Source organism: Sphingomonas sp. BL2 (genome assembly GCF_056680015.1).
The window spans coordinates 936,245-958,794 of the sequence record NZ_CM155261.1 but is presented as its reverse complement, the minus strand read 5'-3'; the positions used below and the strand labels follow the sequence as shown (position 1 = coordinate 958,794).

General features: G+C 65.5%; 17 protein-coding genes. 5 read left to right on the top strand and 12 right to left on the bottom strand.

What is annotated here, in order from left to right; all coding sequences use genetic code 11:
- The first annotated feature begins 51 nt into the window (after positions 1 to 51).
- On the top strand, positions 52 to 372 hold the full coding sequence (locus tag AC1ME3_RS04275) for a DUF3297 family protein (protein WP_480954994.1): 321 nt from the start codon (positions 52 to 54) through the stop codon (positions 370 to 372).
- Positions 373 to 494: 122 nt separating this feature from the next.
- Here AC1ME3_RS04275 and AC1ME3_RS04270 read toward each other — a convergent pair whose 3' ends face one another.
- The 6 genes from AC1ME3_RS04270 to ligA all read right to left on the bottom strand — a co-directional run bounded on the left by AC1ME3_RS04270 (position 495) and on the right by ligA (position 11,956).
- Positions 495 to 2,363: an ABC-F family ATP-binding cassette domain-containing protein gene (locus AC1ME3_RS04270; RefSeq protein ID WP_056051982.1), complete on the bottom strand. Its 1,869-nt coding sequence runs from the start codon at positions 2,361 to 2,363 to the stop codon at positions 495 to 497.
- A gap of 405 nt (positions 2,364 to 2,768) precedes the next feature.
- Positions 2,769 to 3,785 (bottom strand): cell wall hydrolase, encoded by a 1,017-nt coding sequence (locus AC1ME3_RS04265; protein ID WP_480954993.1) that lies wholly within the window; start codon positions 3,783 to 3,785, stop codon positions 2,769 to 2,771.
- Between the two features lie 295 nt (positions 3,786 to 4,080).
- Positions 4,081 to 4,878 carry a LytR/AlgR family response regulator transcription factor gene (locus tag AC1ME3_RS04260; protein ID WP_031393111.1) on the bottom strand — a complete coding sequence of 266 codons (798 nt, stop codon included), beginning with the start codon at positions 4,876 to 4,878 and terminating at the stop codon, positions 4,081 to 4,083.
- Complete coding sequence (locus AC1ME3_RS04255) at positions 4,875 to 6,020, bottom strand: sensor histidine kinase (protein ID WP_480954992.1); 1,146 nt, start codon at positions 6,018 to 6,020, stop codon at positions 4,875 to 4,877. The genes AC1ME3_RS04260 and AC1ME3_RS04255 overlap by 4 nt, the downstream gene beginning before the upstream one ends.
- 137 nt (positions 6,021 to 6,157) lie before the next feature.
- Positions 6,158 to 9,628 carry a TonB-dependent receptor gene (locus AC1ME3_RS04250; RefSeq protein ID WP_480954991.1) on the bottom strand — a complete coding sequence of 1,157 codons (3,471 nt, stop codon included), beginning with the start codon at positions 9,626 to 9,628 and terminating at the stop codon, positions 6,158 to 6,160.
- A 204-nt stretch (positions 9,629 to 9,832) separates the two neighbouring features.
- Complete coding sequence (gene ligA / locus AC1ME3_RS04245) at positions 9,833 to 11,956, bottom strand: NAD-dependent DNA ligase LigA (RefSeq protein WP_480954990.1); 2,124 nt, start codon at positions 11,954 to 11,956, stop codon at positions 9,833 to 9,835.
- Positions 11,957 to 12,069: 113 nt separating this feature from the next.
- On the opposite strand from ligA, the gene AC1ME3_RS04240 reads away from it, so the two are divergent.
- Positions 12,070 to 13,041 carry an SDR family oxidoreductase gene (locus AC1ME3_RS04240; protein WP_480954989.1) on the top strand — a complete coding sequence of 324 codons (972 nt, stop codon included), beginning with the start codon at positions 12,070 to 12,072 and terminating at the stop codon, positions 13,039 to 13,041.
- Positions 13,042 to 13,165: 124 nt separating this feature from the next.
- Positions 13,166 to 13,510, top strand: a complete 345-nt coding sequence (locus AC1ME3_RS04235) for a hypothetical protein (RefSeq protein WP_480954988.1) — start codon at positions 13,166 to 13,168, stop codon at positions 13,508 to 13,510.
- 129 nt (positions 13,511 to 13,639) lie between these two features.
- Here the strand turns inward: AC1ME3_RS04235 and recN are convergent, their stop codons facing one another.
- A complete protein-coding gene (gene recN / locus AC1ME3_RS04230) occupies positions 13,640 to 15,304 on the bottom strand; it encodes a DNA repair protein RecN (protein WP_480954987.1) in 1,665 nt (554 codons plus the stop codon).
- Positions 15,305 to 15,367: 63 nt separating this feature from the next.
- Positions 15,368 to 16,267, bottom strand: coding sequence for an outer membrane protein assembly factor BamD (locus AC1ME3_RS04225; protein WP_480954986.1), 900 nt, complete (start codon positions 16,265 to 16,267; stop codon positions 15,368 to 15,370).
- Positions 16,268 to 16,511: 244 nt separating this feature from the next.
- Between AC1ME3_RS04225 and AC1ME3_RS04220 the strand changes: the two genes are divergently transcribed.
- Positions 16,512 to 17,336, top strand: coding sequence for a class I mannose-6-phosphate isomerase (locus AC1ME3_RS04220; RefSeq protein ID WP_480954985.1), 825 nt, complete (start codon positions 16,512 to 16,514; stop codon positions 17,334 to 17,336).
- A gap of 313 nt (positions 17,337 to 17,649) precedes the next feature.
- Complete coding sequence (locus AC1ME3_RS04215; protein WP_480954984.1) at positions 17,650 to 18,819, top strand: glycosyltransferase; 1,170 nt, start codon at positions 17,650 to 17,652, stop codon at positions 18,817 to 18,819.
- A gap of 145 nt (positions 18,820 to 18,964) precedes the next feature.
- Here the strand turns inward: AC1ME3_RS04215 and AC1ME3_RS04210 are convergent, their stop codons facing one another.
- From AC1ME3_RS04210 to yajC, 4 genes are all read right to left on the bottom strand, one after another.
- Positions 18,965 to 19,339 (bottom strand): Mth938-like domain-containing protein, encoded by a 375-nt coding sequence (locus AC1ME3_RS04210; protein WP_480954983.1) that lies wholly within the window; start codon positions 19,337 to 19,339, stop codon positions 18,965 to 18,967.
- A 118-nt stretch (positions 19,340 to 19,457) separates the two neighbouring features.
- Positions 19,458 to 20,432 (bottom strand): protein translocase subunit SecF, encoded by a 975-nt coding sequence (gene secF / locus AC1ME3_RS04205; protein ID WP_056066739.1) that lies wholly within the window; start codon positions 20,430 to 20,432, stop codon positions 19,458 to 19,460.
- 14 nt (positions 20,433 to 20,446) lie between these two features.
- Entirely contained in the window at positions 20,447 to 22,051 is a 1,605-nt protein-coding gene (gene secD, locus AC1ME3_RS04200) for a protein translocase subunit SecD (RefSeq protein ID WP_107954621.1), read from the bottom strand.
- Positions 22,051 to 22,395 (bottom strand): preprotein translocase subunit YajC, encoded by a 345-nt coding sequence (gene yajC / locus AC1ME3_RS04195; RefSeq protein ID WP_056066746.1) that lies wholly within the window; start codon positions 22,393 to 22,395, stop codon positions 22,051 to 22,053. The genes secD and yajC overlap by 1 nt, the downstream gene beginning before the upstream one ends.
- Positions 22,396 to 22,550 lie beyond the last annotated feature (155 nt).

Here is a 22,550-nt window from a genome sequence, read left to right as displayed (position 1 = left end):
CGGTGCCTTTTTTCTGGCGCGTGCCCGGTGCTTGCCGCTAGACGCGCGACCATGACCGACACGCCAAACACCCCCGAGACCGAAGCCGCCGCCACCCCGGCCGCAACCGGCGACACGCCCCCCGATCGCCTGTCGATCAACCAGCGCAGCCCCTTCTTCCAGCAGGAGCTGCTCGAGCGCGGCATCGGCATCCGCTTCAAGGACAAGGTGCGCCACGACGTCGAGGAATATTGCATCTCGGAAGGCTGGATCCGAGTCGCACTCGGCAAGAAGGTCGACCGTAACGGCAACCCTTTGACGCTGAAGCTGGTCGGGCCGGTGGAGGCCTGGTTCGAGCGTCCGGCAGCAGGCGCGGACACCGACGAGGGCTAAGCCCACGTGCATCTACCCTGACACCTACTTCGTCATCCTGGGCTCGACCCAGGATCCAGAGTTACGGGCGCCACCGGCTGTAATCCTGGATCCTGACTTTCGTCAGGATGACGGGGCGGCTGTTAAGCCTCGACGCCTTCCAGCGCCTCGCTAGCCTCCAGCCACTTGGCCTCGCTAGCCTCCAACTTCGCATGCACCTCGGCGCGACGCTTGCTCAGATCCCCCATCGACATCCGCGAGAACCGCGGCTCCGCATTCGCCGGATCGACCATCGCGCGATCCAGAGCATTGCGCTCCTTGGTGAACTTCGCGGTCTGCTCCTCGATCTCGCGCAGAGCCTTCCGCAAAGCCGCGTCATTACTCTTCGCCTCGGCTGCAGCCTTCTTGCCGGCCTTCTTGTCGGCCTTCGACGCCGCATCGCCCTTGCCGCCATCGCCCTTCAGGACGAACGCGATGTAATCGTCGAGGCTGCCGTCGAATTCCTTCGCCGTACCATCGTCGACCAGCACCAGCCGGTCTGCGGTCAGCTCCAGCATATGCCGGTCATGGCTGACCAGCACCACGGCGCCGGTATAGGCGTTAAGCGCCTGCACCAGAGCCTCACGCGCATCGACGTCGAGATGGTTGGTCGGCTCATCGAGGATCAGCAGATGCGGCGCATCGCGCGTGATCAGCGCCAGCGCCAGACGCGCGCGCTCGCCACCCGACAGCTTGCCGACCCGCGTCGTCGCCTTGTCGCCGGAGAACCCAAAGCGCCCCAGCTGAGCACGCACAGCAGCCGGCGTCGCGCCCTTCATCAGATGCGACATATGCTCGATCGGCGAATCGGTCGGATCGAGTTCCTCGACCTGATACTGGGTGAAATACCCGACCTTCATCTTGCCCGACGACGACATCTCGCCGTCCATCGGCGTCAGCTGCGCCGCCAGCAGCCGCGCGAGCGTGGTCTTGCCGTTACCGTTGCGCCCGAGCAGCGCGACCCGGTCGTCGGGATCGAGCCGCATGTTGAGCCGCTTCAGGATCGGCACGTCGGCATAGCCCACCGTCGCCATGTCGAGCGTGATCAAAGGCGGCCGCAGCTCGGTCGGGTTGGGGAAGCCGAACGACAGCGTCGGATCGTTATAGCTCTCGGCGATCGGCTGCATCTTCGACAGCATCTTCTGCCGCGACTGCGCTTGCTTGGCGGTCGAGGCCCGCGCGGAGTTCTTGGCGATATATTCCTGTAGCTTCTCGCGCTGCACCGCCTGGTTGGCGCGTGCCGCCTCGATCTGCGCGAGCCGCTCGGCACGCTGCCGCTCGAACGCGTCGTAGCCGCCCGGATACAGCGTGATCTTGCCGCCCTGCAGATGCAGGATGTGATCGACCACGTTGTTGAGGAAATCGCGCTCGTGGCTGACCACCACGATCGTCGCCTTATAGCCCTTGAGGAAGTCCTCGAGCCACATCACCGCCTCGAGATCGAGATGGTTCGAAGGCTCGTCGAGCAGCAGTAGGTCCGGCTGCGAGAACAGCAAAGCGGCAAGTGCGACGCGCATCTTCCAGCCACCCGAAAAGCTGTCGAGCGTGCGCGCCTGCATGTCCTCGTCGAAGCCGAGCCCGAGCAGGATCTGCGCGGCGCGGGCGGGTGCGGTATAAGCGTCGATCGCGATCAGCCGCTCGTACACGTCGCCGAGCCGGTCGGGATCCTCGCTCGTCTCGCTCTCGATCATCAGCGCGGCGCGCTCCAGATCGGCTTCGAGCACGGTCTCGAACGGGGTCTTCACGCCGTGCGGCGCTTCCTGCGCGAGATAACCGATGCGCGCGCCCTTCGGCATGTCGGCGGAACCGTCGTCCGGCTCCAACTGCCCTGCGATCACGCGCACCATCGTCGACTTGCCCGCGCCATTGCGCCCGATCAGCCCGACGCGCGAGCCCGGCGGCAACGCGGCCGTGGCGCCATCGAGGATAACGCGTCCGCCCAGGCGCACCGTGATATTGTTCAGATTCAGCATGGGCGTCCCGTTAGCAGATGCAGCATGGTTTTGCGAGGGTTGGGGAAGGGGGGCGTTTACGGCCCGATCCCTGATCTATGCGCTCTCGATCCTCCCCCGCCAGGGGGAGGTGGCGCCGAAGGCGACGGAGGGGGAGGACCACGCAACAGACGTTTCGCATGCCTCCCCCTCCGTCTGGCAAGCGCCAGCCACCTCCCCCTTGCGGGGGAGGATCAGATTGCCGATCCGTTCTCTATATAAGCCACCACCCCGGCAAAGCCCGGGGCCCAGTTGGAAAGGTCGTTGTAACGAAGCACAGTCCGCAGTTGGCCACGTCCCCCAACTGGGCCCCGGCCTTCGCCGGGGTGGTGCAGGTATTGGAATAGGGAGCCTATAAAACTCCCTCCCCTTCAGGGGAGGGAGCTATCAGGTTTCGTCCGACACTACCGCGTCGGCGGCGCTACCACTGCCGATCATCGCAGACGCCCGCCCACCAACATGGACCCTCACCCCAGAAACCAACCGCGTCTGCACGACCGCCGCGCCCGCCATCGCCGAGCCGGAGCGCGACACCCCCCGGTGCACCGTCACCCCGTGCAGCGCATCGGCCGGCTCCGCACCCGAGTCCGCAACGTCGTCCCGGTTACCATAATGCACCGAAACACCAGCAACCTGCGCCGCGACCGCCGCCACGCCACCCCCGCTCGCCAAACCAACACCCCGAACCCCAGGCTCGACCCCAGCATAAGCCTGCCGAAACGTCAGCGCCCGCTCCAGCGCCCCCTGCCAGCGATAGAACACATGCGCCCCGACCGTCGTGATCCGCGCGAGACTAGACGCCCACCAAGGCAAAATGCTCGTCGTATGAAACGACGTCGCCGCCCCGACCGGCGCATAGACGCTCCCACCCAGCGCCGCGCTTGCCACCGCCCGCGCGCGATCCCAAGCGCCCGGCTCGCGCGCACGGTTCATCGAGCCGTCGCACGTAAAGCTGAACTGGCACCCGGTCCGCCGCTCGGCGCCTTGATACACGACCCCGCAAACGCTGTTCGGAAAGGCCCGGTCACGCACCCGGTTCAACACCACCTGCGCCACCGCCCGCTGCCCATCCTCAGACTGCGACCGCGCCTCGTAATACACTGCCGCAGTCAGGCACTCCGCAGCGCGGCTCGCATCGTCGACAGAGTTGGAAGTCAGAAACGGCGGTGCGACAAACGGCGCCGCAGCCGCAAACGGCGCATCGGGTGCGGCCGTCGCGGTCTTCGCTGAGATATCGTCGGGCACATGCAACGCCATCCGGCTCAGCAAGGCTCGCGAATTGCGCTCCGGCTGGACTCGAGCGATCGCCGCCGGCCGATCTGCCGGCACGCACGACGTCGCCATCACCAGAGCGGGCAGGCTGATCAGCGCATGCGGATAAAGGCCGTAACCCGACGTCTTCATCCCCCCGCTCTAGGCCGCGGGGTTTAGGGACTGGTTAATGCGGCACGGGAGACGGGGGAAACGCCCGCTAAGGGAGCACACCCCCGTCATCCCGACGAAAGTCGGGACCTCGATCGGCAAGGACGGACGTGGAAGAGCGCGCTCCCGAAAGCTCGCCCCGACCAAACCCCCCGCGTCCGTCATCCTGACGAAAGTCAGGATCCAGGGTAACAAGCGTTGCCCTCAATGACTCTGAATCCTGACTTTCGTCAGGATGACGGGGAGGGCGCGAGAATAAGGGGAAGGGTCCCCTACCTCAGTGAACGAACCGCGCCACCACATCGCGATACGACCGCGAAACCTTCACGCTCGCACCAGAATTCAACACCAGGAAACACTCGCCATTGGTATGCGGCTTAACCTGCTTCACCAAATCGAGGTTCACGATCGTTGACCGATGCACCCGCTGGAACCGCCTTGGATCGAGCCGCTTCTCTAGATCCTTCATAGTCTCGCGCAAAATCAGCGTATTATCGCCGGTATAGATGCACATGTAATCGCCGGCCGCATCGATCCGCTCGATCGTATCGACATCGACGCGGAAGATTTGCCCGCGATCCTTGATGTTGATGAGCTTCTCGAACCGGTTCGCCGACACGGCGTCCCCATCCGGCATGTCCGCCGCTGCATCCGGCGCCACATCGGCAAGCACTTCGCGTAACCGATCGACTTCCTCGACCCCGCGCTTCTCGGACAGACGCTGTCGAACCCGCTCGATCGTATCCGCCAGCCGCGATTCCTCGACCGGCTTCATCAGATAATCGACCGCCTGCGCCTCGAACGCGCGCAACGCATGATCCGAATACGCGGTCACGAACACGAACAAAGGCGGCTCGACCTCCATCAGCCCCTGTACGACGGAGAACCCGTCGAACCCCGGCATCTGGATATCAAGGAAGACCAGGTCGGGCTTGTGCGTCTTGATCGCGCGAATCGCCTCGCGCCCGTTCGAGCATTTTTCGATGATCTCGACGTCTTCATGGGCCTGGAGTCGGAGTTCCAGCCCCTGGATCGCCAGCGGCTCGTCGTCGACGAGAATGGTACGGATGGTCATGCGGCCTCTCTGTTCACGTCTTCAAGCTGATACGGAATCTCGATCTCGACCGAGAAGCCGCCAGCGGGCGTGGAGCGGGTTTCGAAACGGTGGTCGGGCCCATATGCCTGAGCCAACCTGTCTCTAATATTAGCGAGCCCCACGCCTGTGGATTGGCTTGAACCGATCCGGCCCTCGATCAAGCCCGGACCGGTATCGGATACGGCGATCTGCACGCGTTCCCCGGCGAGCCGCACTTCGACGCAGATTTCGGCGCCTTCCTCCTGCGGCGTGACGGCATATTTGATTGCGTTTTCGACGAGCGGTTGCAGCAGCAGCGACGGCAATCGCGCCCGTTCGGCACGCGGATCGATGTCGAACTTCGGCCGCATCCGATCCTCGAAGCGCATCTTCTCGATCTCCAGATACAGCTTCAGCTGGTCCACCTCCTGCGCGACGGTGACATGCGCGGTCGGCTCGTTCGCCAGCGTATAGCGCAGGAACGACGACAGCCGGCTCAGCATCGCGTTCGCCCGCTCGGTCTGCTTGAGCAGCACCAAAGTCGAGATCGAGTTCAACGTGTTGAACAGGAAATGCGGATTGAGCTGATAGCGCAGCATCGCCAGCTGCGCCGACGACGCCTGGTTCTCGAGATGCTCCATCTGGTCGATCTGCTGCTCGACGATCAGGTAGAAGTTGATCCCGAAATACAGCGCCGACCACCCGAACAGCACCGTGAAGGTGACGTACACCGACCCGAGCAGCCGCGTGAGGGTCACCCCCGGCGTCGCGGTCGCGATGAACGAGAAGGTGAACGCGTCGAGCACCGCATACAGGAACGTCGCGGCGGCGAGCGTCGCGATCGTCAGGAAAATGCCGACCAGCCGGTTCATCCGGCGGTACTGGCCGTACATCGTCGAGAGCAGCAGCGTGATGCAGTAACCGACGATCGCCTCGACGATCACCGGGATCACCCCGTCGAGCGACAGCCCGTTCGAGATCGACACGACCCCGCGCAGCAGCAGATACCCGCTCCACCCGACAGCCTGCAGGATCCAGAACGCCCGCGCCTTGTTCTCAAAAAACGGCCGCGCGGTGAAGGGCAGGCGCCGGGTCGAGTTCAAGGCGGACGAGCCGGGGGGCGGGGCGGAAGAATTAGCCATTGGCCCACCGTCTTACACGCCGCGCAAGGCACACGCAAAAGCCGAACGGTCTGGTCGGGGGCAAGGCCGCAAAACGAAAAGACCGCCGCATCCCGAGGGAAGCGGCGGCCAATTCGACCGATTGGGTCAGGCGCGCTTTAGAACGTGAAGCGAGCACCGATACGGATCGAGTAGAGCGACTGGTTCACGTACACCTGGTCAGGCTGCGGCGTGAAGTTCGCGCTGCCGCCGACCGGCGAGTAGCGATACTGGGCGCAAGCCTGTCCGGCGTTGGTCGCCACGGCGCCATAGGTGCCACCGGCAGGATTGGCCGCACCTGGCGCGATGCCGGTCGGCACCGCGGTCTGCAAGCACTGCACGCGGACCACCGGGGTGTTGTACGGGAAGACGTACTCGCGCTGCTGGCCCCAGTTCTTGTTGATGAAGTTCGTGAAGTTCTCGATGTCCGCGAACAGCGTGATGCGCGAGCCGCCGACGAAGGTCGGAATTTCCTGCGCAACGTGAAGGTCGAGACGCGTGAACCACTTCGAGTTGAAGCCGTTGCGCGGCGCAGTCTTGCCACGATATTTGCCGAGACCCGACGAGTCGATGAACGCGTTGACCGCATCGCGGACCGCAGCGCTGCTGTACGAGACCTTCGCATCGTCCAGCGTCGGCACGTACATCAGATAGCGGTTGCCGCCCGTACCGGAGTTCGAGCTGACGCCCGTGGTACCGAATACCGACGCGCGGCCGCTGCCGTTGTTGCCGAAATCCTGGAACGTGTAGCTGAACGGATGACCGATCCGCGATTCGCCGAACAGAGCGAACGTGGTCTTGTAGTCCCCGAAGAAGGCGTGGTCGTAGTTCACGCCGTACTTGAAGAAGTACTTAACCTGATCGTTCGAGATGCCATAGGCGACGTTGTTGGGATCGACGAACGCACCGTTCGAATAGTTCGACCCCGCGGTCGACGACGTCGCCGGCGCTGCGTCCTTGACGTCCTGGTACGTGAAGCTGCCGTTGATGCTCAGCCCCGAATCCCATGCCTTGTCGAGACGCGCGACGGCGATGTAGGCGCGCCCCTTCTTGGTGTTGGTCAGCAGGATGTCGGTGTTGGTGTTGGTGCTCGTCGCACCGCCATCGATCAGGTTCTGGTAACGCTGGCGACCGTCCGGGGTCAGCGAACCGGCGATCGGCACCGAACGGATGTCGGTGAAATACACCTGGTTGCGAACCTTCGAGTACAGCAGGTCGGCACCGAACACCCAATCGTCACCGAGCGGTCCGAGGTTCGCCGTATATTCGCCCGTCAGCGTGGCGCGCCACTGCGACGGGATCTTGAAGTTCGGGTCGAGTGCGTTGACCGTCGCGTTCGCGGGAACCGAACCGTTGGTCAGGAACGTGTTGGCCGCGGTTGGAACCGACGTACCGGTCACGCCGGTCAGGAGGGCCGCGGCGGTTGCTGCCTGCTGGGCAGCCGGAGTGCCGGCGGGGAAGCCGTTGAACCCGGTCGCCGTGCGGCTGACGTTGAACGAATTGGTCAGCACGCCGGTGTTCGAGAAGCTGTTCGACACATAGACGTCGGGGGTGCCGCCGCCGAAGACGCCGCCGCCGCCGCGGATGCTGATGCGCTGCGCAGGCTTCCAGTCGAAGCCGGCGCGCGGCTGGAACAGATCGAACCCGGAGATGTTCGCGCTGTTGTTGTTGATGTTGACGCGCTGGCCGTTGACGATCGCGCCATTGGCATAGCGCGCTGCGAACGCGGCGCTGAGAGGCGGATTGTCATCCATCGCATACAGGTCGTAGCGCGCGCCGAAGCTGACGTTCAGCGTCGGCGTCACCTTCCACGAGTCCATCACGCCGAACGTGTAGCTCTGGTAGCCGAACTGTGCTGCGGCGGCATTGGGATCGAGTGCGGCCAGACCGTTATTGCCCACGATCGCGTTGCCGTACGCAAACGACCCTGCATTGCGGTTCTGCAGGTCTGCGATCGAGTCGAAGTAATAGCTGCCGGCGCTGTTCTGCAGGAACGAGTTGAAGATCGACACGCTCGAGATTTCGGTGAACACGCGAACGTCATGGTCGTTCATGGTCAGGCGAGCCTGGACCAGGCCACCCCATGTTTCGGTGCGCAGTTCGTTGGTCTGGCGCGAGCTGTCCGGACCGAACGACACGGTGCCGGCGTTGTTCTCGCAGGCGGTCGGCGAGACGGTCAGGCCCGCTGTCGCGGCCGTGCTCGTCGGGTTGGTGCAAACACGGAACTGCGCGAAGCCGCGGCCGAGCAACGGATCCTGGATACGCGTGTAGTTCTTGTAGAATCCGCGGACTTCGGTCGAGAAGCTGTCTGACCATTCCGAGTTCAGCTGCGCGACACCGGTGTGCAGGCGGTTGCCCTGGATATAGGCGTTCGACGCCAGGCCCAGACCGGTCGGTGCGGTCGGGAAGGTGTTCTGGAGCAGGTTGATGGCGTCGTTGGCGTAGGTGTAGGTCAACGACAGACGCTGCTTGTCGGTGATGTTCGCATCGATCTTGGCGACGACGCGGTCGTCCTTGTCGCCGAGGTTACGCAGCACGCCGCCGGTGTCGTAATTGTAGACCGACTTCGCGATCGCGCTGATCTGGTCGACCTGCGCCTGGCTGATGCCCAGGATGCTGGTGCCGGCATTGTTGTCGGTCGGACCCTCGGCGATCGGACGGCCACCGCGAAGGCGCTCGCCGGCGACCATGAAGAACAGCTTGTCCTTGATGATCGGGCCGGACAGTTCGGCGCCGTAGTTCTCGGTCTTGAAGTTGGGGACGCTGACGCGCAGGTCCTTGGTGCGCTTGCCGACGAACTCGTCGCGCGACTGCGAGTAGAAGCCGGTGCCGTGGAAATCGTTGGTGCCCGACTTCAGCACGATGTTGATCGCGCCGCCCTGGAAGTTGCCCTGGCGCACGTCATATGGTGCGACCTGTGCCTGGAACTGGCCGATAGCATCGAGCGGGATCGGCGAACGGCGGCTGGGCAGGCCATCGCTGTTCAGGCCGAAATTGTCGCTGACCGACACGCCGTCGACGGTGAAGCGGTTATAGCGCGCATTCTGGCCGGCGAACGAGACCGAACGGCCGCCCGAGGGGCTGTCGTCGAGGCGGGCGAACGGATCGCGACGCTCGAGGTCGCGGATGTCGCGGTTGACCGAAGCAATGTTGGCGATCTGGCGCGCGTTGAGGACGGTCGTCGGCCCCTGGGAGATAGACCGCGCGTTGGGCAGGCTGGCGGCGGTCACGACGATCTCGTCGGCGCCACCAGCAGCGTCGGTGGCCAGATCGATCGGCAGATCGAACGCCTGCGCGACGGTGATGTTGACGTCGGTGACCTGCTTGCTGCCATAGCCGGCTGCTGCGACGGCAACGGTGTAGGGGCCGCCGGGACGCAGGCCGTTGACGTTGAACGTGCCCGATGTGTCGGTGGTCGCGGTCGAGCGCGAACCCGTCGAGGGGCTGGTGATCTCGACAGTCGCGCCGTTAACCGGCGCGCCATTCGCGGTCACCGTGCCGCGGATCGAGGAGGTGGTTTCCTGCGCGGACGCAGTCATCGGGGCGATCAGCGCAATCGCTGCCGCACCCAGGAATAGGTTGTTACGCATTGAAGTTCCCCTTTGAGCTTCTGCTCGAGATCCGCGACTTTTCGTTCGGCCTGCCGCGCCCCTGCACGCGGGATATTTCGGTTCTGTGACATTGGCGAGTCGGGAAGTGTCACAGACACACTCGGTCATGGTGCGTTGCAAAAAAGCAACGGAATCGAACCCTTTCGGGGCAGGTGGAACCAATGCGGAGAGTGTGGTCCGGGCCTAGCTGGCGGCGACTATCGCGGCCCATTCGGCTTCGGTGATCACGCGGATGCCGAGGTCGGTGGCTTTCTTGAGCTTCGATCCTGCACCGGGGCCAGCGATGACGAGACCGGTCTTGCTCGACACCGACGCGGCGACGCGGGCGCCGAGCGCTTCCGCCTGCGCCTTTGCCTCGTCGCGGCTCAGCGTTTCGAGGCTGCCGGTGAAGACCAGGATCTGGCCCGTCACGGGCGACTCGCGGGTTTCGTGCACGACGTCCGCGGGCTTCACTTCGCGCAACAGGTCGAACACGACTCGGCGGTTGTGCGGCTCGGCGCAGAATCCGACGAGCGCGCTGGCGACCTCGGGGCCGATCCCCGCCGTCTCGATCGCACCGACCAGCAGCTTGTCGCGACGGAGCACGAATTTCCGCTCGGGTTCGCCGATGACGGGTTCGATCTGGCTGCGCAGGAACACCGCGTGGCGTAGCACCGTGCCGAGCGCGCGCGCGGACACATAGCGTCGCGCAAGGTCACGCGCGGTAATCTCGCCGACGTGGCGGATGCCGAGCGAGAACAGGAACCGGTCGAGCGGGATCGTCCGCTTGGTCTCGATCGCCGCGATGACCTTCGCCGCCCACACCCGCCCGTCCTTCTTGCGCGCGGCGAGTTGCTCCTCGGTCAGGCGGAAGATGTCGGCAGGCGACTCGATCAGCCCGTCGCAGAAGAACGCCTCGATCAGCGTCTGGCCGAGCCCGCCGATGTCGAACGCGTGACGCGAGGCGAAATGGATCAACCGCTCGACGCGCTGCGCCGGGCAGATCAGCCCGCCGGTGCAGCGATAGACGACCTCGCCTTCCTCGCGCTCTGCCGCGGACCCGCATTCGGGGCAGACATGCGGGAAGACATACGCCTCGCGCTCGGCGTCCGGGGTCAGGTTCTCGACGATCTGCGGGATCACGTCGCCGGCGCGCTGGACCAGCACGCGGTCGCCGGGGCGCACGCCGAGTCGCTCGATCTCGTCGGCATTGTGCAGCGTCGCGTTGGTCACGACGACGCCGCCGACGGTGACCGGCGAGAGGCGCGCGACCGGAGTCATCGCGCCGGTGCGCCCGACCTGGATGTCGATCTTTTCGAGCAAAGTCTGCGCACGCTCGGCCGGAAACTTGTGCGCGATCGCCCAGCGCGGCGCCTTGGCGACCTGACCCAATCGTGCCTGCCAGTCGAGCCGATCGACCTTGTAGACCACGCCGTCGATATCGAACGGCAGATCGGCGCGCTCGGCTTCGATCTTGCGGTACACGTCGAGCGCCGCGACCGTTCCTTCGACCCGCGCGAACCCTTCGGCGATCGGGAAACCCCAGCCGCGCAAGGTGTCGACGACCTCGGCCTGTGTCTCGCCCGGCACGACGCTCGCCTCGCCCCAGCCATGCGCAAGGAACCGCAGCGTCCGGCTTGCGGTGACGCTCGCGTCCTTCTGGCGGAGCGACCCGGCTGCGGCATTGCGCGGATTGGCGAATTGCCGCGCGTCCTTGCCGCTCTCCTCCGCTTCGGCGAGCAGGCGCGCGTTCAAGGCGGCGAAGTCGTCCTTCGCCATATACACCTCTCCGCGAACCTCGAAGATCGGGGGCGCTTCACCCTTCAACTGTTGGGGGATGTCGCCGATGGTACGGACGTTGGCCGTCACGTCCTCGCCGACCTGGCCATCGCCACGCGTGAGGGCCTGCACGAGGCGTCCGTCCTCATACCGCAGCGAACACGACAGCCCGTCGATCTTCGGCTCGGCGGTCAGCGCCACCGGTGCGTCGTCCGCCAGTTTCAGGAACCGGCGGACACGCGCGACGAACTCCTCGACCTCCTCGTCCGCAAACGCGTTGTCGAGGCTCATCATCGCCTTGGCATGCGCGACCTTCGCGAGGTGCCCCGCGGGTGCAGCACCGACGGTCCGGCTCGGCGAATCGGTCCGCACCGCCGCCGGAAATGCCGCCTCGAGCGCCGCATTGCGCCGCACCAGCGCGTCATAGTCTGCGTCGCTGATCTCGGGCGCGTCGTCGGTGTGATAGCGCGCGTTATGATACGCGATCTGCGCGGCGAGCGTCTCCAACTCGGCGGCGGCTTCGATCTCGGTCGCGGGAAGGTCGGGCATCGTGCCGGGTTAGGGGAGGGCGCCACCTTTCGACAAGACCTGGATCAACATGGCGTGAACATTCGCCCGACTTGCGCGCTGACATCCCAAGGCATTTTCAGGGAAACATGATCATGACAGACACCAGCCGTCGAGACCTCTTCAAGGGCGCCGCCGTCACCGGCCTCGCCGCCGCCGCCGCACCCGCATTCGCGCAAGGTGCTGCGCCACTCGCCGATCCGAAGACCAAATATCCCTCGCAACCCTTCCCCGAACAGCGCCAGAAATGGCCCGCGCTCCAGCGCAACATGCACCCGGTTCCGGATTGCGGTGAGGCGAGCTACCGCGGCTCAGGCCGCCTAGCGGGACGCAAGGCACTCGTCACCGGCGGCGATTCGGGGATCGGTCGTGCGGCCGTCATAGCGTTCTCGCGTGAAGGCGCCGACGTCGCGATCAACTACTATCCGACCGAAGAGCCGGATGCGCAGGACGTCGCTAAGTTGCTTCGTGCGGAGGGGCGCAAGGTCGTCCTGATCCCCGGCGACCTGACCGATGCGAAATTCTGCAACGACCTGATCGCGCGCGCCAATCGCGAGCTTGGCGGGCTCGACGTCCTCGTCAACAACGCGGCCTACCAGCAGTCGAAGGACTCGATCGCCGAGATCAGCTTCGAGCAGTTCGATCGCACCATGAAGACGAACGTCTACGCGATGTTCCACCTCTGCAAGGCGGCGATCCCGCTGATGAAGCCGGGCGCGTCGATCATCAACACCGCCTCGGTCAACTCGGTCAGCCCCGAGAAGGAGTTGCTCGATTATGCCTCGACCAAGGGCGCGATCCTGATCTTCACCAAGGCGCTCGCGAAGCAACTCGCCAAGCAGGGCATCCGCGTCAACGCGGTAGGGCCGGGCCCGATCTGGACGCCCTTGCAGGTCGCGGGCGGGCAATTGCCGGGCAAGATGGGTGAATTCGGCCAGGATACGCCACTCGGCCGCGCCGGCCAGCCAGCCGAACTGGCGGGTCTCTACGTTGCGCTGGCGGACCCGAGCGACAGCTACACCACTGGCAGCTTCTTCGGCGCGAACGGCGGCACCGGCGCGTCCTGAATTCGCCCATCATCCTGGCGAAGGCCGGGGCCCAGTTGGCAGGGTCGTTGTAAGGGAGCACCGTGTTCCCCAACTAAACTTTCCCAACCGGGCCCCGGCCTTCCGGGGTGAAATCGGGGGTGCGATGAAAACAGCCGCTATGATGATCACCATGGTCTTTGCCGCCCCCGCCGCCGCCCAGCAGACTCACGTCTCCCCTAAGCCGGCCCCGGCGATTGGATACGACTGGAACGACGATTCGTCCGCCGACGACCGCGTCCAGCAATCGCTATGGCCGCGATCCGACGCCAGTGCCGCCGGGCTCGACGACATGATCCACACCGAACAGGCACCGGTCCGTGCGGTGATCCACGAAGACGGCGCGTTCGGCAGCCGGGCGCTGCACGGCCTGCGCAAAGTCGGCGGCGATTACATCGTCGTGCCAGTGCTGAAGATCCACTTGGGTCACCCGCGGCAGGCGATGCCCTGAGATCAGCCTTTCGCGGCACCGTTCTCCCACGAACGGGGGGGGGCCAGGGTCACGGATGCCGTGGGTGGTATCCTGGCCCCCGCTTTCGCGGGGGAACGATAGTGGTTATTTGGCTTTAACCTGAGCGCGTTAAGCCCGCTCCAGCAGCCGCTCCGCCTGAGCCCGCGCCTCATCCGTAATCTGCGCGCCGGACAACATCCGCGCGATCTCTTCCCGACGCTCCTCCTCGCTCAAAGCCCGCACGCCGGTCCGCGTGACCGTGCCGTCGCTGCTCTTCGCGATCAGCAGATGCTTCGCCCCGCGCGCCGCAACCTGCGGGCTGTGCGTCACCACCAGCAGCTGCGTGCTCAGCGCCAGCCGCGCGAGTCGCTCGCCGATCGCGCTCGCTACGGCGCCACCGACGCCGCGGTCGATCTCGTCGAACACCATCGTCGACGCGCCGCCTTCCTCCGCCAGTGCCACTTTCAGCGCGAGGATGAAGCGCGACAATTCGCCGCCCGATGCGATCTTGGTCAGCGCCGCGAACGGCGCACCCGGATTGGTCGAGATCTCGAACTCGACCCGGTCCTTGCCCGCCGCCGACCAGCCCTCTTCACCAAGCGGCGCCACCACCGTCTGGAACCGAGCTGCGTCCAGCTTCAACGGCGCCAACTCGCCTGCCACCGCCACGTCGAGGCGTTTCGCTGCCGCCAACCGCCGCTTCGTCAAAGCATCCGACGCCGCATCGAATGCCTTCCGCGCCGCCGCCACCCGCGCCTCGATCTTCGCAATCCCGCCTTCGCCCGCATCGAGCCGTTCCAGCCGCGCGCGCATCTCGTCCGCCAGCGCCGCCAGGTCGTCCGGCTGCACGCGGTGCTTGCGCGCCATCGCCCGAAGCTCGAACAACCGCGCCTCGTCATCCTCCAGCGCGCGTGGGTCATACGCCATGTCCGCCCGCGCATCGCGCAAGCTCTCCTCCGCCACCGAAGCCTCGATCACCGCGCGATCGACCGCCGCCAGCGCATTGCCGAGCGCGACATGATCCTCCGCAATGCGCTCGAGCACGCGGGCGGCCTGGCGCAGCTTCGCCATCCCGCCGTCCTTGCCCTCGAGGAAATCGTCGATCGCCGCCAAGTCGTCCGCGATCTTCTCCGCGCGCTGCATCGACCGCCGCGTATCCGCCAGCGTCTCCTCCTCGCCCGCGACAGGCGCCAACGCGGTCAGCTCGGCAACCGTATGCTCGAGCCATTCGCGATCCCGCGCCGCCGTTTCGATATCCGCGCGAGCCGCCGCCAACTCCGCTTCGGCGGCCCGAAACGCAGCGTACGCCTTCCCGGTAGCCCCAGGCTCGGTCCGCCCGAAGATGTCGAGCAGCGCCCGATGCCCGCGCGCATTCAGCAGCCCGCGTTCGTCATGCTGCCCGTGGATTTCGACCAGATGCGGCGCCATCTCGCGCAGCAGCCCCGCCGACGCCGGCTGGTCGTTGACGAACCCGCGACTGCCCCCATCCGCCTTGACGATGCGCTTTACGATCAGCGGTTCGCCGTGCTCGATCTCCAGCCCGTTCTCGTCGAACAACAGCGCGAGTGGCGACTCGGGGGCAGGGGCATCGAACGTCGCGGTCACGACAGCCTGAGCAGCGCCATGCCGCACCAGCCCGCTGTCGCCACGGCCGCCCAGCGCCAGCCCCAACGCGTCGAGCAGGATCGACTTGCCCGCGCCGGTCTCGCCGGTCAGCACGCCGAGTCCTTCGCCGAATCCCAGATCCAGCGCCTCGATAAGCACCACGTCGCGAATGGAAAGGTCTGTCAACATCACGCGCGTCCTAAACCATTCGCATGGGATGTTGATCCCCAATTGTTCTCGTATTCGTCGGGCTCAGGTCCCAGGCGTCGTCCGCGTCGCGCTGCCCGGACCAACCGGTGCAGGCGTCGCAACGCTGCCGGCGCCGGTGCCGCCGGAGTCACCCTTGACCTTGGGAATCTCGATCGGGCCGGTCGCGGGCGCGCCTGCCGTACCGGTCGGCACGGGAACTTCACCCGGCGCCAGCGGTGCGATCGGCTTCACCGGATGGTCCTGCATCAGCTTGTAGGCGTGATCATACCAGTCGGTGCCCGGATAGTTGCGACCCAGCACCGCGGCGGCCTTCTCGGCCTCGATCGGCACGCCGAGCTGTAGATACGTCTCGGTCAGCCGCATCAGCGCCTCGGGCGTGTGCGTGGTCTGCTGGAACTTGTCGATCACGGTGCGGAACCGGCCGTTCGCTGCGAGCCACTGCCCGCGCGTCTCGTAGAACCGCCCGATCTCCATCTCCTTGCCGGCGAGATGGTCGTTGACCAGATCGATCTTCAGCCGCGCATCCGACGCATAGCGCGTGTTCGGATAGCGGCGCATCAGTTCGCCGAGCGAATCGAGCGCCTGGCGCGTAATCTTCTGGTCACGCGTCACGTCGGTGATCTGCTCGTAATAGCCGAGCGCGATCAGGTAATAGGCGTAGGGCGCGTCGCGGTTACCTGGATGCACCGCGAGGAAACGCTGCGCCGAGCTGATCGACGCGGTGTAATCCTTGGCGAGGTAATAGCTGAACGCCGACATGATCTGCGCACGGCGCGCCCAGATCGAATAGGGATGCTGGCGCTCGACCTCGTCGAACAGCTGTGCCGCCTCCTTGTAGCGCCCCTGATCGAGCCGTGCCTTGGCGGTCGAGTACAGCGTTCCCACGTCACGCGCGACGTAAGGAAGGTCGCCCTTGGCGGAACGACCCGCACAACCGGCCATGGGGAGCGCAAGCGCTGCGATGAGCGTGACAGCAAAGGCACGCGACATGCTCGGAAGGGACTGGGGGATACGCATCGGCGTTGTCCTTAGCGTATGCGGGGCTTCGCGAACAATCCCTTTCGCCACCCCCGTTCGGCGCCTTAATACCGGCTCCGCGGTTGCCGACCATGGGGGGTTTCCGTGAGCCGGATCACACGGCAATAGTCGTGCGTTGCCGACCCGTCATTCCAGTCGAGGATATCCCATGCCCGCCACCCTGCTGCATACCCACCGCGTCGAGAAGCCCTGGGGTCGCGACACGCTCTGGCCCGGGTTCGAGGATGCCGCCCCCGGTACGCCGCCGATCGGCGAAGTCTGGTTCCAGGAGCCCGGCAACACCACGCCCGACCTGCTGATCAAATACCTGTTCACCAGCGAGAAGCTGTCGGTCCAGGTCCATCCCAACGACGAACAGGCACATGCTCGCGGCCTGCCGCGCGGCAAGGACGAGTGCTGGACGGTCCTCGCCGCCGAGCCGACCTCGACGATCGCGGTCGGCACCAAGCAGCCGATCTCGAAGGACGAACTGCGTCAGTCGGCGATCGACGGCACGATCGAGGACAAGCTCGATTGGAAGCCGGTCAAGGCAGGCGATTTCCTGTACTGCGCGTCGGACACGATCCACGCGATCGGCGGTGGCGTGACGGTGATCGAAGTCCAGCAGAACTCTGAGACCACCTACCGCCTCTACGATTACGGCAGCGACCGCGAGCTTCACCTCAAGGACGGCATCGAGGTCGCCGACCCCACGCCCTACGTCCCCGTCGCGCCGCCGATCGAAGTCGAGACCGGCCGCACGATCATGGTCGAGGGCCCCAAGTTCGTGCTCGAGCGCTGGAAGGGCGGCGACCACGTCGTCAACCTGCCCGAGGACACGACCGGCTGGGTAATCCCGATCACCGGCTCGGGCGATGTCGCTGGCGTCGCGTTCAAGGCTGGTGAGTGTGCGACGATGACCGGCAGCGAGACGGTCTCGACGAGCGCGGATGCCGACGTGCTGTTCGCGTATCCGCTGGCGAAACGGATCTGAGCGAAGCGCCACGGCTGCCTACGTTGCCCGCACCTCCTTGTTCTCCCGCGAAGGCGGGAGCCCAGTTTGGGTCCCCGCCTTCACGGGGAAACAAGTGGTTGAGGGCAAACGCCACCCCAACCACCACCACCCCGGCGAAGGCCGGGGCCCAGGTGGAAAGGTGGCAATAATGGAGAACCACGCTCCGTTAGCTACGTCCCCCAACTGAGCCCCGGCCTCCGCCGGGGTGGCGTCTTGTGAGCAAGTTCGCGTTCCACGACATCGAGCCCCCAAACTCACCCCGCATTAACCCACCCCCTGTAACCCCCAGACCATGCTCCGCATCCTAACCCTCTCCACCCTGTTCCCGGATGCGACCCGCCCCAATTTCGGCGTCTTCGTCGAACGCCAGACGCTCGGCCTCGCCGCGCACCCCGACGTGTCATTGCAAGCGGTAGCACCGATAGGCCTCCCGCCAGGCCCGCTCCGCCACCTCGGTCACTACGCGACCCTCGCCACGCTGCCGACACACGAACGCTGGAAAGGCATCGACCTCCACCGTCCGCGCTTCACGGTCCGCCCGTTCCTCCAGGGCCGCCATCACGCCGCAGCGTTGCAGCGCGCGCTCATCCCCGTCCTCGACGCGATCCGCGAAGACTTCGCGTTCGACGTCATAGACGCCTCGTTCTTCTTCCCCGACGGTCCCGCCGCGGTCGCACTCGGCGAGCGCTACGGCGTCCCCGTCTCGATCAAGGCGCGCGGCTCCGACATCCACATCTGGGGCAACGCGCCCGCCACCGCCGCGCAGGTCCGCGACGCAGGCCGCAACGCCGCGGGCATGCTCGCAGTCAGCGCCGCGATGAAGGCCGACATGGTCGCGATAGGCTTGCCCGCCGATCGCATCCGCGTCCACCACACCGGCGTCGACCAGGATCGCTTCCATCCCGTCGACCGCGCCGCCGCCAAGGCAGCCCTCGGTGTCGCCGGCCCACTGGTCGTCTCGGTCGGCGCGCTGATCCCGCGCAAGGGCCACGACATCGTCATCGACGCGGTCGCCGCACTCCCCGGCGTCACGCTCTTGATCGCAGGGCAGGGCCCCGCGCGCGCGACACTGGAAGCGCAGATCGCACGCCTCGGCATAGCCAACCGCGTCCGCCTGCTCGGCGCCGTGCCGCATGCCGAAATCTCGAAGCTGATCGCCGCTGCCGATGTCAGCGCGCTTGCCTCCGAGTCCGAAGGCCTGGCCAACGCCTGGGTCGAATCGCTCGCCTGCGGTACTCCGATCGTCATCACCGACGCCGGCGGCGCGCATGACGTGGTGACATCCCCCGAGGCAGGCCGCGTCACGATCGGCGACCCGCTTGCCTTCGCCGCCGCGATCGGCGCCCTACTGGCCGATCCGCCGCCGCCCCATGCAACACGCGCCACAGTCGCCAGCTTCACCTGGGAAGCCAACACCGCCGCGCTCTACGAGCACCTGACGACGCTCGCCGCGAATCACTAAATCTAGAATCCTCCCCCGCCAGGGGGAGGTGGCACCGAAGGTGACGGAGGGGGAGGGCACGGAACGGCGGTTTCACCTTTCCTCCCCCTCCGTCTGGCAAGTGCCAGCCACCTCCCCCTAGCGGGGGAGGATCAGCAGTCTCAGATCACCCCTCGAGCGGGTACAGCGCCGCCACGATCCAGCGACCTTCGCCACGCAGAACCGCCCAAGCCCGAGCGGCAGCACGGCTATCCATAGCCTCGATCCCAAACCCCCGCGCCTCGACCGCCTTCTTGAACGCAAGCGGTGGCTGGCGAAGCGCGGAACCGGTACCCAGCAACAGAAACTCCGGCGGCGGATCGAGCGCCAGCAACACCGCCACGTCCGCCTCGCCGAGAGCCTCGAACGCCGGCGGCTCCCAGCCATCCACCCGCTCGGGACTGATCAGCAGAGCGGTGTAATACCCGTCATCGACCTTGAACCCAGCCCGACCGATCGCCGAGATCATCGGCCCATCGGTCTTCTCGCGGTCCATCCTCATGACAAAACCCCGTCACCCCCGTGAAGGCGGGGATCCATATTGGCAACCGCCAGCGACTCGATCGCGACGCCAGCCACTATGGGTTCCCGCCTCCGCGGGAATGACGAGCGCTCGAAGATCAACGCTCGACCTTCGGACCAACCCGCTCGGCACCGTCCTGCACGCCGCCCTTGCGCGGCGCAGGATCGGCCCGCAGCCCCAGCGTGATCAGCAGCGACGACGACACGTAGATCGACGAGTACGTGCCGACGACGATGCCGAGGATCATCGCCGCGGTGAACCCGCGCAGCACGTGGCCGCCCAGTACCAGCATCGCGACCAGCGCGAGCAGGATCGTCACCGACGTCATCACGGTACGCGGCAGCGTCTCGTTCACCGACAGGTCGATGATCTCGCGCATGTCCATCTTCCGATACCGGCGCATGTTCTCGCGGATACGGTCGTCGATCACGATCTTGTCGTTGATCGAGTACGAGATGATCGTCAGCACCGCCGCGACGATGTTCAGGTCGACCTCGAAATAATCCCGCATCAGCGCGAAAAAGCCGAGCGTCATCAACAGATCGTGGACGATCGCAACGATGGTCGAGACGCCGAACTGCCATTCGAACCGGACGACTGCGAAAAGCGCAATGCCCAGGATCGAAAGGCCGACCGCGAGCAAGCCCTTGGTGATCAGTTCGTCGGAGACCTTGCCCGAGATCGTGTCGTATTTCGAGAACGTCGAGCCTGGGAATTTCGCGACGATGTCGTCCGAAACCTTCTTCACCAGTCGGTTGGTTGCGCCTTCGTCACCGCTTTCCGGCAATGGCAGTCGGATCGACAGCGTCTTGGGATCACTGAACGACTGGATCGATGCCTCGCCGACGCCGAGCCGGTCGACCTCGGTTCGGACTGCCTCGATAGAAGGCGGCGTCGCGAAGTTCTGTTCGATCAGGACGCCGCCGACGAAATCGACACCCATGTTCAGGCCGCGGAATGCGACAAGGCCTACCGCGAGAAGTGAGAGGATCAGGGTCAGCCCGAACGCCCATTTGCGGAGCGAGACGAACTTGAGGTTCGTGTTGTCGGGAACGAGTTTCAGCAGGCGCATTGTTGTCTCCCGCCTCAAATATTGATCGTGGTGGGGCGGTTCTTCCGCAGCCACAGCGCGACCATCATCCGCGTGAACGTGACGGCGGTGAACACCGACGTGCAGATCCCGATCAACAGCACGACCGCGAAGCCCTTCACCGGACCCGAGCCGAGCAGCAGCATGATCACGCCGGTGATGGCGTGCGTCACGTTCGCCTCGAAGATCGTCCGCGATGCTTCCTTGTAGCCTAGCTCGACCGACTGGACGACGCTACGCCCGCGGCGCCGCTCCTCGCGAATACGCTCGTTGATCAGCACGTTGGCATCCACCGCGGTCCCGATCGTCAGCACGAACCCGGCGATACCGGGCAGCGTCAGCGTCGCGTTCAACATCGCCATGACCGCGACGATGACCAGGATGTTGATGACCACCGCGAGGTTCGCATACAGGCCGAACCGTCCGTAGGTGACGAACATGAACACGATCACGAGCAGCGCGGCGACGATCGATGCCAGCACGCCGGCGCGGATCGAATCCTTGCCGAGATCGGGGCTGACGGTGCTCTCGGCGATCGTCTTCAAATTGACCGGCAGCTTGCCCGACCGCAGCGAGATCGCCAGCGCATTCGCCGACTCGACGGTGAAGTTGCCCGAGATCGACGCGCGACCGCCCAGGATCGGCTCGTTGATGTTCGGCGCGGAGATCACCGAATTGTCGAGGATGATCGCGAACGGCTTGTTAGTGTTCTCGGTCGTCACCTTGGCGAAGCGTCGGCCACCGACCGCGTCGAACGTGATCGCCACCTGCGGCGCGTTGGTCTGCGGTTCGAACTCCTGGCGCGCATCGGCGAGCTGGTCGCCCGAGATGATCACCGATCGCTTGACCGCGATGAACGGCACGCCGCGCGGATTGCCCGGATATGGCAGCACCTGGCTGCCGACCGGGGCGATCCCCTTGACCAGGTCGGCCGGATTCGCAGTCTCGTCGACCAGCTTGAACTCGAGCTTGGCGGTCTTGCCGATCAGCTCCTTCAGCGCCTGCGGGTTCTTCAGGCCCGGCACCTGCACCACGATCCGCGTCGCGCCCTGGCGAACGATCGTCGGCTCCTTGGTGCCGAGCGCGTCGATACGACGACGGACGACTTCGGTCGCATCCTTCATCGCGGTGTCGACCGCCTGGGTCAGGCCGGCCTGGGTCGGCTTGAGCACGAACCGGCTCGTGTCGACGACGTTGATGTCCCACTCGCGCTGGCCGCTCATCCCGGCGCCACCGCCGGTGATCGCCAGCAGGCGCTCACGCGCCGCGTCGACCTGGCTCGGGTCACGCAGCAGGAAGGTCAGCTGGCCGCCCCGCGTCGAAATGTCGCCGATCTCGATCCGCGGCGTCCCGTTGCGCATCGTCCCCGCGACGCTGTCGCGCATCGCCTCGATCCGCGTCGCGGCGAGGTCGGCGGTATCCGCCTCGAGCAGCAGATAGCTGCCGCCGGCGAGATCGAGCCCGAGGTTGATGTGCGGATGCGGAATCCGCCCCCATTGGCTCGTGGTGCTCTCGGGGAGGAAGCTCGGGATCGCCAGCAGGCACAATGCCGCCAGCAACCCGATGATCGACCCGATTTTCCAGCGCGGGAAGTCGAGCATCAGTCGTTCGCCGGCTTCGTGTTCGGGCTGGTGATGTCGGTCAGCGTCGCCTTGACGACGCGCACGCGGACATTCGGCGCGATCTCGACCTCGACGACGTTATCCTCGACCTTGGTCACCTTGCCCAGGATCCCGCCCGAGGTCACGACGCTGTCGTTCTTCTTCACCGCCGCGACCGACGCCTGCAGCGCCTTCATGCGCTTTTGCTGCGGGCGGATCATCAGGAAATAGAACACGACGAACACGAGGAAGAGCGGCGCGAGGCTCAGGAACGAGGCGATCCCGCCTCCCGCCGTCGTGGCGGCGCCGTCTGCGGCCTGGGCGTATGCTGGTGAGATGAACATGGAGTTCCGTATCTGTGAAGGGTGGCTCGGTTCGCGCGCCGCGCGGCCGGTCGCATTGGTCCGCCCGCTATCATCGCTTGGTGTCGCGTGCAACTGACGCAGGCGCGGACGGTTCGTGTAGAGACTACGACGAAGTTGCGACGAAACCGGCACGA